Origin of the sequence: Pantoea sp. Fr-CA_6 (assembly GCF_024520895.1) — a bacterium.
GTDB classification, from domain to species: domain Bacteria; phylum Pseudomonadota; class Gammaproteobacteria; order Enterobacterales; family Enterobacteriaceae; genus Pantoea; species Pantoea agglomerans.
Window position 1 is genome coordinate 26587 of sequence record NZ_JALNPO010000004.1, and the last position, 14652, is coordinate 41238.

14 protein-coding genes and 1 riboswitch are annotated in these 14652 nt (G+C 56.7%); of the genes, 5 read left to right on the plus strand and 9 right to left on the minus strand.

Annotated features, from left to right (window positions below):
- The first annotated feature begins 66 nt into the window (after nucleotides 1-66).
- Complete coding sequence (apbC, locus tag NR201_RS08745) at nucleotides 67-1179, plus strand: iron-sulfur cluster carrier protein ApbC (RefSeq protein WP_010248231.1); 1113 nt, start codon at nucleotides 67-69, stop codon at nucleotides 1177-1179.
- Here the strand turns inward: apbC and NR201_RS08750 are convergent.
- Nucleotides 1176-1631, minus strand: a complete 456-nt coding sequence (locus NR201_RS08750; RefSeq protein ID WP_010670997.1) for a GNAT family N-acetyltransferase — start codon at nucleotides 1629-1631, stop codon at nucleotides 1176-1178. The two genes, apbC and NR201_RS08750, sit on opposite strands and share 4 nt — an antisense overlap.
- A gap of 236 nt (nucleotides 1632-1867) precedes the next feature.
- Between NR201_RS08750 and ahpC the strand changes: the two genes are divergently transcribed.
- Both ahpC and ahpF read left to right on the plus strand, forming a co-directional pair.
- Nucleotides 1868-2431 (plus strand): alkyl hydroperoxide reductase subunit C, encoded by a 564-nt coding sequence (ahpC, locus tag NR201_RS08755; RefSeq protein WP_010248225.1) that lies wholly within the window; start codon nucleotides 1868-1870, stop codon nucleotides 2429-2431.
- 71 nt (nucleotides 2432-2502) lie between these two features.
- Nucleotides 2503-4071, plus strand: coding sequence for an alkyl hydroperoxide reductase subunit F (gene ahpF, locus NR201_RS08760; RefSeq protein ID WP_010248223.1), 1569 nt, complete (start codon nucleotides 2503-2505; stop codon nucleotides 4069-4071).
- Nucleotides 4072-4132: 61 nt separating this feature from the next.
- Here ahpF and NR201_RS08765 read toward each other — a convergent pair whose 3' ends face one another.
- Both NR201_RS08765 and NR201_RS08770 read right to left on the minus strand, forming a co-directional pair.
- The gene (locus tag NR201_RS08765) at nucleotides 4133-5092 is read right to left on the minus strand and encodes an AEC family transporter (RefSeq protein ID WP_022625034.1); all 960 of its coding nucleotides are present in this window, start codon (nucleotides 5090-5092) and stop codon (nucleotides 4133-4135) included.
- A 97-nt stretch (nucleotides 5093-5189) separates the two neighbouring features.
- Nucleotides 5190-5387 carry a hypothetical protein gene (locus NR201_RS08770; protein WP_010248217.1) on the minus strand — a complete coding sequence of 66 codons (198 nt, stop codon included), beginning with the start codon at nucleotides 5385-5387 and terminating at the stop codon, nucleotides 5190-5192.
- 307 nt (nucleotides 5388-5694) lie between these two features.
- A riboswitch (TPP riboswitch) is annotated at nucleotides 5695-5795 on the plus strand.
- A gap of 34 nt (nucleotides 5796-5829) precedes the next feature.
- Here NR201_RS08770 and thiM point away from each other — a divergent pair.
- Both thiM and thiD read left to right on the plus strand, forming a co-directional pair.
- A complete protein-coding gene (gene thiM, locus NR201_RS08775; protein ID WP_256849666.1) occupies nucleotides 5830-6627 on the plus strand; it encodes a hydroxyethylthiazole kinase in 798 nt (265 codons plus the stop codon).
- On the plus strand, nucleotides 6614-7414 hold the full coding sequence (gene thiD / locus NR201_RS08780; RefSeq protein ID WP_010670993.1) for a bifunctional hydroxymethylpyrimidine kinase/phosphomethylpyrimidine kinase: 801 nt from the start codon (nucleotides 6614-6616) through the stop codon (nucleotides 7412-7414). The genes thiM and thiD overlap by 14 nt, the downstream gene beginning before the upstream one ends.
- 52 nt (nucleotides 7415-7466) lie before the next feature.
- Here thiD and NR201_RS08785 read toward each other — a convergent pair whose 3' ends face one another.
- The 6 genes from NR201_RS08785 to yegS all read right to left on the minus strand — a co-directional run bounded on the left by NR201_RS08785 (nucleotide 7467) and on the right by yegS (nucleotide 14502).
- The gene (locus tag NR201_RS08785) at nucleotides 7467-8153 is read right to left on the minus strand and encodes a GntR family transcriptional regulator (protein ID WP_256849667.1); all 687 of its coding nucleotides are present in this window, start codon (nucleotides 8151-8153) and stop codon (nucleotides 7467-7469) included.
- Between the two features lie 100 nt (nucleotides 8154-8253).
- Nucleotides 8254-9714 (minus strand): mannitol dehydrogenase family protein, encoded by a 1461-nt coding sequence (locus tag NR201_RS08790; RefSeq protein WP_022625032.1) that lies wholly within the window; start codon nucleotides 9712-9714, stop codon nucleotides 8254-8256.
- A 67-nt stretch (nucleotides 9715-9781) separates the two neighbouring features.
- Nucleotides 9782-11065, minus strand: a complete 1284-nt coding sequence (locus NR201_RS08795; protein ID WP_010248200.1) for an MFS transporter — start codon at nucleotides 11063-11065, stop codon at nucleotides 9782-9784.
- Nucleotides 11066-11147: 82 nt separating this feature from the next.
- Nucleotides 11148-12158 (minus strand): Zn-dependent oxidoreductase, encoded by a 1011-nt coding sequence (locus NR201_RS08800; protein WP_256849668.1) that lies wholly within the window; start codon nucleotides 12156-12158, stop codon nucleotides 11148-11150.
- A 10-nt stretch (nucleotides 12159-12168) separates the two neighbouring features.
- On the minus strand, nucleotides 12169-13383 hold the full coding sequence (manD, locus tag NR201_RS08805; protein WP_010670990.1) for a D-mannonate dehydratase ManD: 1215 nt from the start codon (nucleotides 13381-13383) through the stop codon (nucleotides 12169-12171).
- Nucleotides 13384-13602: 219 nt separating this feature from the next.
- The gene (gene yegS, locus NR201_RS08810; protein ID WP_033772226.1) at nucleotides 13603-14502 is read right to left on the minus strand and encodes a lipid kinase YegS; all 900 of its coding nucleotides are present in this window, start codon (nucleotides 14500-14502) and stop codon (nucleotides 13603-13605) included.
- Nucleotides 14503-14652: the final 150 nt, after the last annotated feature.

The following is a 14652-nucleotide window of genomic DNA, read 5'->3' on the forward strand; positions in this document are numbered from 1 at the left end:
ATCTGATATCATTGACAATACATCGCTGAAACACAGCGTAAGCACAGCAGAAATAAGGAGTAGGGGATGACAGCACAATCCCGGGAACCGCAGACGCCAGAAGGCCTGCGCGCCATCGTGGCTGGCGTATTGAGAAGCTTTGAGCATCCGACCCTTAAGCAGAATCTCACCGCCCTGAAGGCGTTACATCACGTGGCACAGCTTGACGGTACGCTGCATGTGGAGCTGCTGATGCCGTTTGCCTGGGCCAGCGGGTTCGACGTCCTGAAAGAGCAGGTCAGCGCCGAACTGCTGCGTCAGACCGGCGCGGGTGCCATCGACTGGCGACTCAGCCATGACATTGCCACCCTGAAACGGGTGAAAAACCAGCCGGGCGTCAACGGCGTGAAAAATATTATTGCGGTCAGCTCTGGCAAAGGCGGCGTGGGTAAATCCAGCACCGCCGTGAACATGGCGCTGGCGCTGGCAGCAGAGGGGGCGCGGGTCGGAATTCTTGACGCCGACATTTATGGCCCGTCAGTGCCGAACATGCTTGGCACCCAGGATCAACGGCCTACCTCGCCGGATGGCACCCACATGGCGCCGATCATGGCGCACGGGCTGGCAACCAACTCTATTGGTTATCTGGTCACAGACGATAATGCGATGGTGTGGCGCGGGCCGATGGCCAGCAAAGCGCTGATGCAGCTGCTGAACGAGACGCTGTGGCCTGAGCTGGATTATCTGGTGCTGGATATGCCACCCGGTACCGGTGACATTCAGCTGACGCTGGCGCAGAACGTACCGGTCACGGGCGCGCTGGTGGTGACCACGCCGCAGGATATCGCCCTGATTGATGCCCGCAAAGGGCTGGTGATGTTTGAAAAGGTCAATGTGCCGGTACTTGGCGTGGTGGAAAACATGAGCCTGCATGTCTGCAGTCAGTGTGGCTTCCATGAGCCGATTTTCGGCACCGGCGGCGCACAAAAACTGGTAGAGGATTACCAGACGCAGCTGCTGGCCCAGCTGCCGCTGCACATTGACCTGCGCGAAGATCTCGATGAAGGTCAGCCGACGGTGATTCGCCGGCCCGATAGCGAGTTTACCGCGCTGTATCGCCAGCTGGCCGGACGCGTTGCTGCCCAGCTTTACTGGCAGGGCGAAGTCATCCCCGGCGACATCGCGTTCCGCGCGCTTTAAGCACGACCCGACCCGCTGGCATATTGCGAGGCCAGCGGGTAGTGCATTAACACGTAGCCGCCATGTTCGCCTTCGCCTTGTGAAATCATCTTCCAGCCATGTTTCAGGTAAAAGGCCTGCGCCGCTTTATTCTTCTGCAGGCACTTTAGCGCACCGGTTGAGGTAAAGCGCGCCTCTGCCGCCTTAAGCAAAGCGCTGCCCACGCCGCGCCCCTGCCAGTCAGGATCGACATAGAGGCTGTGCAGGAAGTTATCGTTCTCCAGCAGGCCGGCAAATCCCACCCGCTGTCCATCAGCTTCCGCGACCAGCACGGTTTCACCCAGGATTACCCCATCAAAATCTTCCAGCTGCCACTCGCTGCCGTCCAGCCAGCGCCAGTTATGCCGACGCGCCGCCAGAAACAGCGTACGCAGAAAAGGACGATCGGCTTCAGTAAACGGACGAATCTCCACAAGTCAGCTCCCTTTTAATCCGGTCTTACAAAATTAGCAGCGATTCGCGGAGAGGGGCGGAAAAGATAAAGCGGGTTAAATGTCATGTAAATCGCTGTACACTGCCTGCCGGGCCAGAGAGCATCAGGCTCTTAGCGTTTGATAGCTTTCGTTAATCAAATTGATAACGACTGCATATTAGATGTTGGCCCGGAAATTATGTAACCTGCATCACATATTTTAACGGAGGCCACCAGATGTCTATTATCAATACCAAAATCAAGCCGTTCAAAAACGCAGCATTCAAAAACGGCGAATTCATCGACGTAACCGAGAAAGACGTTGAAGGTAAATGGAGTGTGTTCTTCTTCTATCCAGCTGACTTCACCTTCGTCTGCCCGACCGAGCTGGGCGACGTGGCTGATCACTACGAAGAGTTCCAGAAACTGGGCGTAGATATCTACTCCGTTTCTACCGATACCCACTTTACCCACAAAGCCTGGCACGGTTCTTCTGACACCATCGCGAAAATCCAGTACACGATGATCGGTGACCCAACTGGCGCGCTGACCCGTAACTTCGAAATCATGCGTGAAGACGAAGGTCTGGCTGACCGTGGTACCTTTATCGTTGACCCGGAAGGCGTTATCCAGGCAATCGAAATCACTGCTGAAGGCATTGGCCGTGACGCCTCTGACCTGCTGCGCAAAGTGAAAGCGGCTCAGTACGTGGCTTCTCACCCAGGTGAAGTGTGCCCGGCTAAATGGAAAGAAGGTGATGCAACACTGGCTCCGTCTCTGGACCTGGTTGGCAAAATCTAATTCCGCTTCGGCCTTTCGACCATTCTCCAATCGGGTGCTGCGGCACCCGATTTTTTGACCAGGATATCACTATGCTCGACACAAATCTGAAAACCCAGCTCAAGGCTTACCTTGAGAAATTAACCAAACCTGTTGAGTTGATTGCCACGCTGGACGAAGGTGCAAAATCAACCGAGATCCGTGAACTGTTGGTTGATATCGCCGGTTTGTCTGACAAAGTCAGCTTCCGCGAAGAGAACGATCGTCAGGTGCGTAAGCCCTCATTTCTGATCACCAACCCAGGTTCGAACAGCGGCCCGCGTTTTGCCGGTTCACCTCTGGGTCACGAATTTACCTCACTGGTGCTGGCACTGTTACAGACCGGTGGGCATCCGTCGAAAGAAGCACAAAGCCTGCTGGATCAGATTGCCGCGCTGGACAGCGACTTCCATTTCGAAACCTACTATTCACTCTCATGCCATAACTGCCCTGACGTCGTACAGGCGCTGAACCTGATGGCGGTGATTAACCCGCGCATCAGCCACACCGCTATCGACGGTGGCCTGTTCCAGAACGAGATTCAGGAACGTAACGTGATGGGCGTGCCAGCGGTTTACCTCAATGGTAAAGAGTTTGGTCAGGGTCGCATGAGCCTGGCGGAAATCGTCAGCAAAGTGGATACCAATGCCGACAAACGTGCAGCGGAAGAGCTGAACAAGCGTGACGCGTATGAAGTCCTGATTATCGGCAGCGGCCCGGCGGGCGCAGCGGCAGCCATCTACTCAGCACGTAAAGGTATCCGTACCGGCCTGCTGGGTGAGCGTTTTGGCGGCCAGGTGCTGGACACGGTCGATATCGAAAACTATATCTCCGTACCGAAAACCGAAGGGGCAAAACTGGCCGGTTCACTGCGCGCACACGTGGATGATTACAACGTGGACGTCATTGAAAGCCAGAGCGCCATCAAACTGATCCCGGCAGCGAAAGAGGGCGGAATGCACGCCATCGAAACCGCCTCCGGCGCAGTATTGAAATCACGCAGCATCATCCTGGCGACCGGCGCACGCTGGCGTAACATGGGTGTGCCGGGTGAAGAAGAGTATCGCACCAAAGGCGTGACCTACTGCCCACACTGCGATGGCCCGCTGTTTAAAGGCAAACGCACGGCGGTGATCGGCGGCGGTAACTCCGGCGTGGAAGCGGCCATCGATCTGGCCGGTATCGTTGAACACGTTACGCTGCTGGAGTTTGCCGGTGAGATGCGCGCCGATCAGGTGCTGCAGGATAAGCTGCGCAGCCTGAAGAACGTGGATGTGATTCTGAACGCCCAGACCACCGAAGTGAAAGGCGACGGCACCAAAGTCACCGGCCTGCACTATATCGACCGTACGACGCAGACCACTCATGAGCTGCCGCTCTCCGGTATCTTCGTTCAGATTGGTCTGTTGCCGAATACCCCATGGCTGGAAGGCGCGGTTGAGCGTAACAAAATGGGTGAAATCATCATCGATGGTAAATGCGAAACCAGCCTGAAAGGCGTGTTCGCCGCGGGCGACTGCACCACCGTACCGTACAAGCAGATCATCATCGCCAGCGGCGAGGGTGCTAAAGCCTCACTGAGCGCTTTTGACTATCTGATTCGTACCAAATCGGCTGAGTAAATTTTCGCCACTCAGACAATAGCCCTTCAGCACGCCTGCTGCGGGGCTTTTTTTTAGCCTGTTAATAGCCCGCCAGCGTCATCAGCATCATCCAGATTGGCGTTGTCACCGCCGCAAACACGGTAGAAAAGAGCATGCTCGCCGCCGCCGGGCCGGTAATGACATTAAACTTCTGCGACATCAGATAGACGTTAACCCCGACTGCCATCGATCCCAGCAGCACCACCACTTTACTCTCCAGCGGCGGCAGATCGGTCAGCCACGCGATAGCCCATACCGTCATCGGTTGCAGCACCAGCTTCAGCAGGCAGATGGTATAGCTCTCTTTTAAGCCATCCCGCACCCGATAGTGTGCCAGGCTCATGCCCAGCGTCACCAGCGACAGAGGTGCAGCCAGTGAGGCCAGCATCTTTAGCGGTTCAGCGGCCAGCAGCGGCAAGGGACGTTGCAGAAAGCTCCAGGCTGTACCGCTGAGAATACCGATGATCAGCGGATTCTTCAGCACGCCGAGCAGGGTGCGCCAGAGTCCTTCCAGCGAGAAGCTGCCCTGTTTTGCCCACTCGACCGAAACGGTCAGTAAGGTCCAGAGGATCAGGCTGTTAAACACCAGCACCAGCGCCACCGGGGGCAGGGCTTCTGGCCCCAGCAGTACCGTGGCCACCGGGATCCCCAGCATGACGTTGTTGGAAAAGATGCCGCCCAGCGCAAAAACCGACGCCGCTACGCCATCCAGATTAAACAGCCTTGTTGCCAGCAGTCGCCCCACGATAAACACCAGCAGGCAACTGCCGAAAAAGGCCAGCAACAGGCGCGCATCCACCGGCGGACTTTGCGAGAAGGTGCTCATCACCCGAAACAGCATGCAGGGCAGAGCAACGTTAAACACAAAGCGGTTCATCCCTTCACTGATGCTGGCGGGCCATTTCCCGAGGCGCGTCAGGCAGTACCCCAGCAGGATCAGGATAAACAGCGGGGCTGACAGGTAAATTTGATGGCTTAAGCTTTCAAACAGCAGTGGCATAGAGAGAGTCTGGTCAGACGATGATTAGTTACCAGACTAACAAATTGCTAACTAACAGTTAACCTGAACTGTGTCCGGAATGACCGTTACCGGGACGCTAACCTAACCAGCGGCGCGCCTGCCGATCGCTGATGTCGCGATAATAGACCCGGTGAATAATTTCGCCACAGCCTGTGCAGCGGGCGGAAATATAGGTGGAGAGGTACTGTCTGCCATTGGGTGCCACGGCACCCTTGCGTTCAATATTAATATCCTGCCATCGATGGCGGTGTGGAATAAGCGCTAAAAATCGCATCATACATCCTGAATAGTATGAAGTTCCGCTTCAGGAGTTTTCTAACTCCATGAAATAAAGTGTTTTTTACGATGATGCTGCGAGCAGGTTAATTATTATGGGGTAACCAGAGTCACTGCGGGAAATATTACCCATCCGGGTAATAAGCGGGACTACCTATAAAGAGGTATATCGTTAACCCGCAGCATTAAGCCTTTTTTTGCACCCTCAGGTGTTGATCGGGATCATGTGAATTGTTTCAGCTCTGATTATTTCCCAGGCGGGAGTCGCTTGCTTTCGCTGCGCGGCTTGCCTATGCTGCAAGCCGTAACACGACTCGGGGTGCCGCTTTCCACACGGAAAGGGCTGAGAAAAACCCGCTGACCTGAACTGGATAATGCCAGCGTAGGGAAGTCTGATGCCTGACCGCATTCGCCTTCTTGTTCGCCGGTTGGGAGCTACGATGACACATCAATCTCAACACCTTTCTGCCGCGCACTTCGCGCCCATTCTGCACGCTTTCCGCCGCCAGTCACCGCTGGTGCACTGTATGACCAATGACGTGGTCCAGAACTTCACCGCCAACGTGTTGCTGGCACTCCATGCCTCACCGGCGATGGTGATCGATGCCGCTGAGGCCGCCCAGTTCAGTAGCATCGCCGATGCACTGCTGATTAATGTGGGCACCTTAACCCGCGAGCGCCAGCAGGCGATGCAGGCTGCCGTCACCGCGGCTAATCAGGCGGGCACGCCCTGGACACTCGATCCGGTTGCCGTCGGCGCGCTGACGCTGCGCAGTGACTTCTGCCAGCAGTTGTTAAGCCAGCAACCGGCGGTGATTCGGGGGAATGCGTCAGAGATTCTGGCGCTGGCACAACAGGCCAGCGGCGGGCGCGGTGTCGACACGCTGCATCAGGCGGATGCAGCACTCGATGCGGCCCAACAGCTCGCGGAAACCTGGAGCACGCTGGTGGTCGTCACCGGTGAAGTGGACTACGCCACCGATGGTCAGCGACTCCTTGCTGTACACGGAGGAAGACCCTTAATGACACGGGTAGTCGGGACCGGCTGCGCCCTCTCGGCAGTGGTGGCGGGTTTCAGCTCTCTGGCTGGCGATCGGCTGATGAATGTCGCGGCCGCCTGTCAGGTGATGGCGCTGGCGGGTGAAAAGGCGGCGGCGCAGGCTGCCGGACCCGGCAGCTTTGCTACGGCGTTTATCGATGCACTCTGGACGCTGGAGGGTAATCATGAAGCGTATTAACGCTCTGACGATTGCGGGTACCGATCCCAGCGGCGGCGCTGGTATTCAGGCCGATCTGAAAACCTTCTCAGCTCTGGGAGCCTATGGCACCAGCGTCATCACCGCGCTGGTGGCACAGAACACCTGCGGCGTGCAGTCGGTTTATCGCATTACGCCTGACTTTGTTGCCGCCCAGCTCGATTCGGTGCTCAGTGATGTACGCATCGACAGCGCAAAAATTGGCATGCTGTCAGAAACAGCTATCGTGGAGCAGGTTGCGGCCCGGCTGAGCAATGCGGCAATCCCGTTTATCGTGCTGGACACGGTCATGGTTGCGAAAAGTGGTGATGCGCTGCTCTCGCCAGACGCCGTAGCCAGTGTTCGGGAGCTGTTATTGCCGCAGGTCTCGCTGATCACGCCTAATCTGCCGGAAGCGGCGGCGTTGCTGGACTGCGCCATTGCGGCAGATGAAAAGGAAATGCGCGAGCAGGGACGGGCATTGCTGGCACTGGGCTGTCAGGCCGTGCTGATGAAGGGCGGTCACCTTGCGGCGGCAGAGAGCCCGGACTGGCTGATCACGCACTCAGCAGAGCAGCGATTCAGTACGCCGCGCGTGAATACCCGTCATACGCACGGCACCGGCTGTACGCTGTCGGCAGCCTTAGCCGCGTTGCGACCACGTCATGCTGACTGGGCAGAGACGATCGGGGAAGCCAAAAACTGGTTACAGCAGGCGCTGCTGCAGGCGGATTCGCTGGAGGTCGGGAAGGGTATCGGGCCGGTTCACCATTTTCATCAATGGTGGTAACGATGAAGGCCCGCATCGACCTGGTAATCAGGTGGTGCGGGCGGTTTCAGGTTCAGGGTGCTTCAAACCAGGCGCTGTTACGCTCGGCAATCGGGGTGATAGAGAAGATCATCTCCTGCAGATGACGACGCATTGCCGCTTCGGCTGCATCGGCGTCATGACGCTTCAGCGCCGCAAAAATCTCTTCATGCTGCTCAATCAGCTTGTCCGGTGGAGAGACTTCACTCAGCGTCAGAAACCGCACCCGGTCCATGGCCGCTTTGATGTTCTCCACCGTTTCCCAGGCCAGCTTACAGTCGATGCTTTCAGCAATCAGGCGATGAAACTCATCGTCCAGAGTGAGAAAAGCCTGGCTGTCATGCCGCTCAGCGGCCATGCGCTGCAGCTGCAGGTTATGCTCCAGCGCCATCAGAGCCGGATCATCAATCTCCAGTGCCGCACGGCGAACCACCGACACCTCGACTGCCTCCCTGATAAAACGGCCATCCGCCACCCGCTTAGCGGAGATTTTGCGCACGAAAGTGCCACGCTGCGGCAATACCTGTACCAGTCCGGCTTCGGCCAGCTTGATGAACGCTTCACGCACCGGCTGGCGTGAAACGTTGAAGCGCGCGGACACCTCTTTTTCCGAGAGCAGCGAGCCCGGCTGAATTGCGCAGGTGACGATATCTTTGCGCAGATACCGGTAAATCTGCTGATTTACCGGTTCGCTGGTAGTAATGGAATAGGCGATCGACATGCAGCAATATCCATATTACGGCTGGCCGGGGCCAGCGCGATGGGAAAGTGTCAGTCTAATCAGCGCGCTGCATCTGCGCCAGCGCTTTGTCACCAGGCTGTTATGCCTGGCTCATACACTGTTGCACCGTCGCCCGCGCGCCCTGAGTCGTCAGTTGCTGGTAATACGTCGTCAGTCGGGCCACCAGATCGGCGTTCTGCGCCAGATCGTCGCCAAAGATGTCGCGCAGACCCAATAGTGCACGGACACGCGCTTCGCCTTCTTCGCTACCGGCAACCGTCTCTGCCAGCGTGGCTTTCAGCGGATCGCGGATCTCAATCGGCTGACCCTGCTCATTGACGCCGCCGACATAGCGCATCCAGCCCGCCACGCCCAGCAGCAGCAGGTCGCAGCGGCTGCCGCGCTGCAGATGCCAGCGCAGGCTGTCGAGCATGCGTTGTGGCAATTTTTGCGATCCGTCAGTGGCGATTTGATATGTACGATGTTTAATGGCACGGTTTTCGTAACGGGCGATCAGCGAATCGGCGTAGGCGTTGAGATCCACGCCCTGGGTACGCAGCGTCGGCGCCTGCTCATCAATCATCAGTGAACGGGCGGCGGCGCGGAAATGGGGATCGGCCACGCAGTCACTGATGTACTCATAACCGGCCAGAAAGCCGAGATAGGCCAGGAAAGAGTGGCTGCCATTCAGCATGCGCAGTTTCATCTCTTCATAGGGCAGAACGTCACTGACCAGTTCTGCGCCCGCTTTTTCCCACGCCGGACGGCCATTGACGAAGTTATCTTCAATCACCCACTGAAAGAAGGGCTCCGCTTCAACCGCAACCGGGTCGTCGGAACCCAGACGCTCGCTTAGTGCCGCAAACGCTGCATCGGTCATGGCCGGAACGATACGATCCACCATGGTGGAGGGGAAGGTAATGTGTTGCTGAATATAGTCTGCCAGGGCCGGATCCTGATGCTGTGCCAGTTGCACAACAACGTTGCGGGTCACGTGACCATTTTCCGGCATGTTGTCACAGGACATCACGCTAAAGGCAGGTAAACCCTGATCCCGTCGGCGGCGAATCGCGGCCAGAATCAGACCGGGCAGCGAACGCGGCGAATGCGGATTCTGCAGGTCATGCACGATGTCAGGGTGATCGGGATTTAAATTGCCACTGGCAGGCTGGTGGCAATAGCCTTTCTCGGTGACGGTCATGGAGATAATCGCCACCTCAGGCTGGCTCATGGCATTGATCACCGCCTCAATACCATCACTTTTGCCGTGCAGTGCCTGAGTAATGACGCCAATCACCCGGGTATGCAATGAATCATCGGCCATCTCGGTGAGGGTATAAAGCAGCTGCTGCTCTCGCAGGGCCTCAATCAACGCACCGCTGTTGAGGTTCACTTCACAATAACCCCAGTCGCTGCCCTGTTCAGCCAGCTTATCGCTGCAGAGCGCCTGATGGGCGCGGTGAAATGCACCAAAACCGATATGTACCATGCGGGTTTTTAACTGGCTGCGGTCGTAAGCGGGGCGCTTGACCTCAGCGGGCAGGCGATCAATCTGTAACATAGTCCATCCTTATGGCAAACGGGGCGCAAAGCGCCCCGAAATCATACATCTGTTAGCGAAACAACACTCAGACCGAAACCGGTTTATCCTGGGTTTTCGGACTGCGAATCACAAATAACACCAGGAAGGCACCCAGCGCGGCGACACAGCCCGCCAGGATAAAGGCGCTATCGAATTTACCGGTGTGATGAACAATAAACCCGGTGACGATGGGCCCGATGATGCCGGAGAGGCTACCCACCAGATGGATAAAGCCGCTGATGCTGCCGATACGGCTCTTGTGCACCACATCCTGAATAATCGCCCAGTAGATTGCGCCGGTGATATAGAGAAAGAAAATCGACACCGACATCATAATTACCGCAGGCACCACATCTTTTATCGTACCCGCCAGCGCCACACAAATTGCGGCGGCCAGCAGTGAGACCACCAGCACAATTTTGCGGGACAACAACAGCTTGCCGGTGATGTTAAAGATCTTATCGGAGATCCAGCCACCCAGCGCCAGGCCAACGAAACCGACGATCCACGGGATCATGGTGGTGATGCTCATTGATTTGATATCCAGGCCGTGCGCCTGCACCAGGTAGGCCGGGAACCAGCTCAGGAAGAAGAACAGAATGTAGTTGTAGCAGAAGAAGGCAAAAGCGGTGACCAGGATAATCGGCTGGCGCAGGTAGTAGCCAAACGGATGTGACGTTTCCGACAGATCAACTTCATCATTCGGGTTCGTTGCTTTCAGGCGATCAATCAGCAGACGTTCCTCTTCGCTGACGCGCTTGCTCTTCGCCGGATTGTCAGCGGCGAAGAAGAGCCAGAACGCCATCCACACCAGACCGATGCAGCAGACAATCACGAACGCCGGACGCCAGCCATAGGCGAGCGCCAGATAACCAATGATCGGGCCAGCGACCGCACCACCTAAAGGTGATCCGGCACTCAGTAAGCCCATGGCCGTCGCGGCCTGTTTTTTCGGGAACCAGCCGTTAATCGCTTTGTTGGCCGAGGAGCAGATCGGGCCTTCAGCCATGCCGAACAGCACACGCAGGATCAGCAGTGACCAGAAGCCGGTGGCCAGTGCGGTCATGCCGCAGAAAATGGACCAGGCACCTACCGCCACGGCCAGCACGATTTTAGGGCCATAGCGGTCAGTGGCAAGGCCGCCAAGGAAGTTAAACAGGGCATAGCCAAAGAAAAAGCTGCCGAAGATCATGCCAAACTGCTCAGCATTGATCGCCAGATCTTTTTCCACCAGCGGCACCGTCAGCGACAGGGCGACACGATCGAGGTAGTTAATCATGTAAACCAGGAACAGCAGCAAAACGAGGGTCCAGCGCAGATTCTTGAACATACAAACTCCGTGATCTGTTTTATCTTTATAGTCATGCCGGCGGGTACGCACCGGCTGAGGAGACCTGGTGTTCAGCGGATAATTAACCCATCTGAAGTATGACTTTGCAGCAGGTGCGCGGATCTTTTTCAAACAGGGTCATCGCACGCTCAATCTCCTGCAGCGGGAAGTAGTGCGTGACCAGTTTCTCTGGCTGGATTAACCCTTTTTCCATCCATTCGATCACCTGGGGGAAACGATTGCTGTTAAGACGTGAGGTAAACAGCGACAGCTCCTTGCTGGTCAGGCTCTGCTGAGTAATGCTGCACGGCTCGCCGGAGAAACCCAGCAGGCCAATGCGCGCGGCCGGTGAGGCGAGGGCAGCTGCTTCAGCCAGAATGGTGGGATGGCAGGCCGCGTCGATAATCAGCGTAGGCTGCACGCCCTCAAGCTGTGCCGCCAGCGGGATTTCGCTGTTATCGAACAGTTGATCCGCACCGCTCTGCTCTGCAAGTGCCAGCCTTTCCGGCAGGCGATCCACCACCATCACCTTTTTAACCTTATAGACGCCCTTCAGCACCTGAATCGCAGTGAGCCCCATCGGACCGGCACCGTAAATCAGCGCCACATCGTCTGGCTGCGGTTTGAGAAACGCGGTGATATTGGCGGCGATAGTGAAAGGCTCAACCAGACTGGCGAGCCGATCGGGGATGCTGTCCGGCAGGGAAAAGGCATTTTTTGCCGGAGCCAGCGCAAACTCGCTGAAGCCGCCATCACGGTGCACGCCAATCACCTGCAGTGTGGTACAAACATTGGGACGGCCCACCGAGCAGGGATAGCAGCTGCCGCAGCTCACCACCGGATCCACCGCCACGCGTTCGCCCAGCCGGGCCGGATCAACACCGTCGCCCACCGCGTCAATGACGCCGAAAAATTCGTGACCAATTACCCGTGGATATTTCGCGAACGGGTTATGCCCGTGCCAGATATGCACATCAGAGCCGCAGATACTGGCATAAGCCACTTTGACCCGGACTTCGCCCGCCGCAGGTTGTGGCAGCGGACGTTCAGCCACCACCAGTTCACCCGGCTGTTCAATAACAACGCTTTTCATCAGCTTCTCCTTACCAGTTCCACAGGGTGCCATCTTCAAGACGGGCGACCGGGAGATAGGCAGGTTCATAGGGATATTTCGACGCCAGTTTCTCGTTGAATTCAATGCCGAGACCGGGTTTGTCGCCTGGATGCATGTAGCCCTGGTCAAAGGTCCAGTTAGCATCAAACAGCTCCATCATCTGTTCGGAGAAGCCCATGTACTCCTGCACACCGAAGTTCGGCACCCAGAGGTCAAAGTGCAGTGCAGCCGCCATGCAGACAGGGGAGAGATCAGAAGGACCGTGCGAGCCGGTGCGCACCTGATAGAGCGAGGCAAAATCAGCGATACGCCGCATACCGGTAATGCCGCCCGCATGCGTAATGGTGGTGCGGATGTAGTCGATCAGCTGTTCTTCAATCAGCTGCTTACAATCCCAGATGCTGTTGAACACTTCACCCACGGCAATCGGCGTAACGGTATGCTGGCGGATCAGGCGGAAGCACTCCTGATTCTCAGCAGGCGTCGGATCTTCCATCCAGAACAGGCGATAATCTTCCACGCTCTTGCCGAAACGCGCCGCTTCAATTGGCGTCAGGCGATGATGCATGTCATGCAGCAAGTGCTCATCGAAACCAAACTTGTCACGGATGGCGGCGAACAGTTTCGGGGTGAAATCGAGGTATTTCTCGGTTGACCAGAGCTGCTCTTCCGGCCAGTTACCTTTGGTTGCAGGCTCATAGGCCAGACCTTTGCCTTTCGCCATGCCGTAGGTGGTTTTCATGCCCGGGACGCCGCACTGCGCGCGAATAGCCTTGAAGCCCAGCTCTTTGTGCTTCGCGTAGTCATCCATCACTTCATCAATAGAGTGGCCGGTGGTGTGGCAATAGACCATCACGCCGGTGCGTGATGCGCCACCCAGCAGCTGATACACCGGCATATTGGCGGCTTTGCCTTTGATATCCCACAGTGCCATATCGACGGCCGAGATAGCGGACATGGTGACCGGGCCACGACGCCAGTAAGCGCCCTTGTAGAAATATTGCCAGATGTCTTCGATCTGATGCGCATCGCGTCCAATCAGCTGCGGGCAGACGTGATCTTTCAGGTAGGAGGCGACCGGTAATTCACGGCCATTCAGCGTTGCGTCGCCAATGCCGGTCAGACCCTGATCGGTGGTGATCTTTACGGTGACAAAGTTTCTGCCTGCGCAGGTTACAAATACTTCTGCCTTAACAATTTTCATCCTGGTTGCCTTAAGTCAGCGTTCAATGATGAAAAAGTACGCTCTTTAATACTACCATACAAGTTAGGGTGGCAGAGTTGTGAACGGAATCACAGAGTGTTTACATTGTCTGAAAACGGCGATTAAGGCGTCATAAAGCGAGGCAGCAGGGGGAATGTTACGAACAAAATAGGCGCTATTTGCAGCAATAAAAAAGGGGCTTTCGCCCCTGATGTCGGTTCAGGCAAGCAGCGCGCACTGCGGCGGCAGGCGGCAGCTCAGCGCGCCCGCCATCACCTCAATCACGAATTCGCGCCCGGAAAGCGGCTCGCCATCGAGGTTAAAGGTCATCTCATGCGGAGAACGGATCGTCAGTGACTCCAGTTGCGTGGTGACGATGCCGGGATTGTCATCGTCGCCGGTCAGCGAGTGCAGCAGGGTAGGCAGCAACTCCTGCGCGGTAACAACACTGACGTCAAGTCTGCCATCGTTGATCAGGGCAGAAGGGCATAACCGCTGACCGCCGCCCGCCTGACGACCATTACCGATACCGATCACCAGCGCATCACCCTGCCAGGCGAAATCGGGGCCGCTGATCTCGCAGGTATCCGGTTTCAGCGTATCCATGCGCATCAGGCCGTGAATAAAGTAGGAGACGCCACCCAGCGCCGACTTCAGCTTTTCCGGGGTTTCAGTCGTGATACGGGTGCCAAACCCGCCGGTCGCCATATTGATGAAGTAGTGGCTCTGGTTTACCCTGGCCAGATCGATGGCACTGGCTTTGCCCTGAATCGCCAGTCGCAGTGCCGGTTCCATCTCTTCCGGGATGCCGACGCTGGTGGCAAAATCGTTGGCGGTACCCAGCGGCAGGATGCCCAGCACCGGACGATGATCCGCTTCAGAAGAAGCCAGCGCTGTCGCAATTTCATTGATGGTGCCATCGCCGCCACCCGCCACCACGGTCGCGGCCTGCAGCGCTATGGCCTCTTTGACGTACCTATCGCCGTCACCTTTTTCAAACGTGACACGCACCGCAATGTCGAAGCCTTCTTCACGCAGGGTCGTAATAGCTTCGCGCAGATCATCATTACCCGCGCCTTTCCCATTCAGGATGAGCAGCGTAAGCGGTTTATTATCCATTTTGCGTTCCTTGAAGATCTACAGAGTAAGAAGGGATTTATAACACAGCTGCCAGCAGTAAATTATTGGCGAAAGAGAGAAAAAAGAAAACCCGCACGGGGGAGCCGGGCGGGTAAATGAGGTGGTTCCTGGTAAATCTGCCGTTTGTTG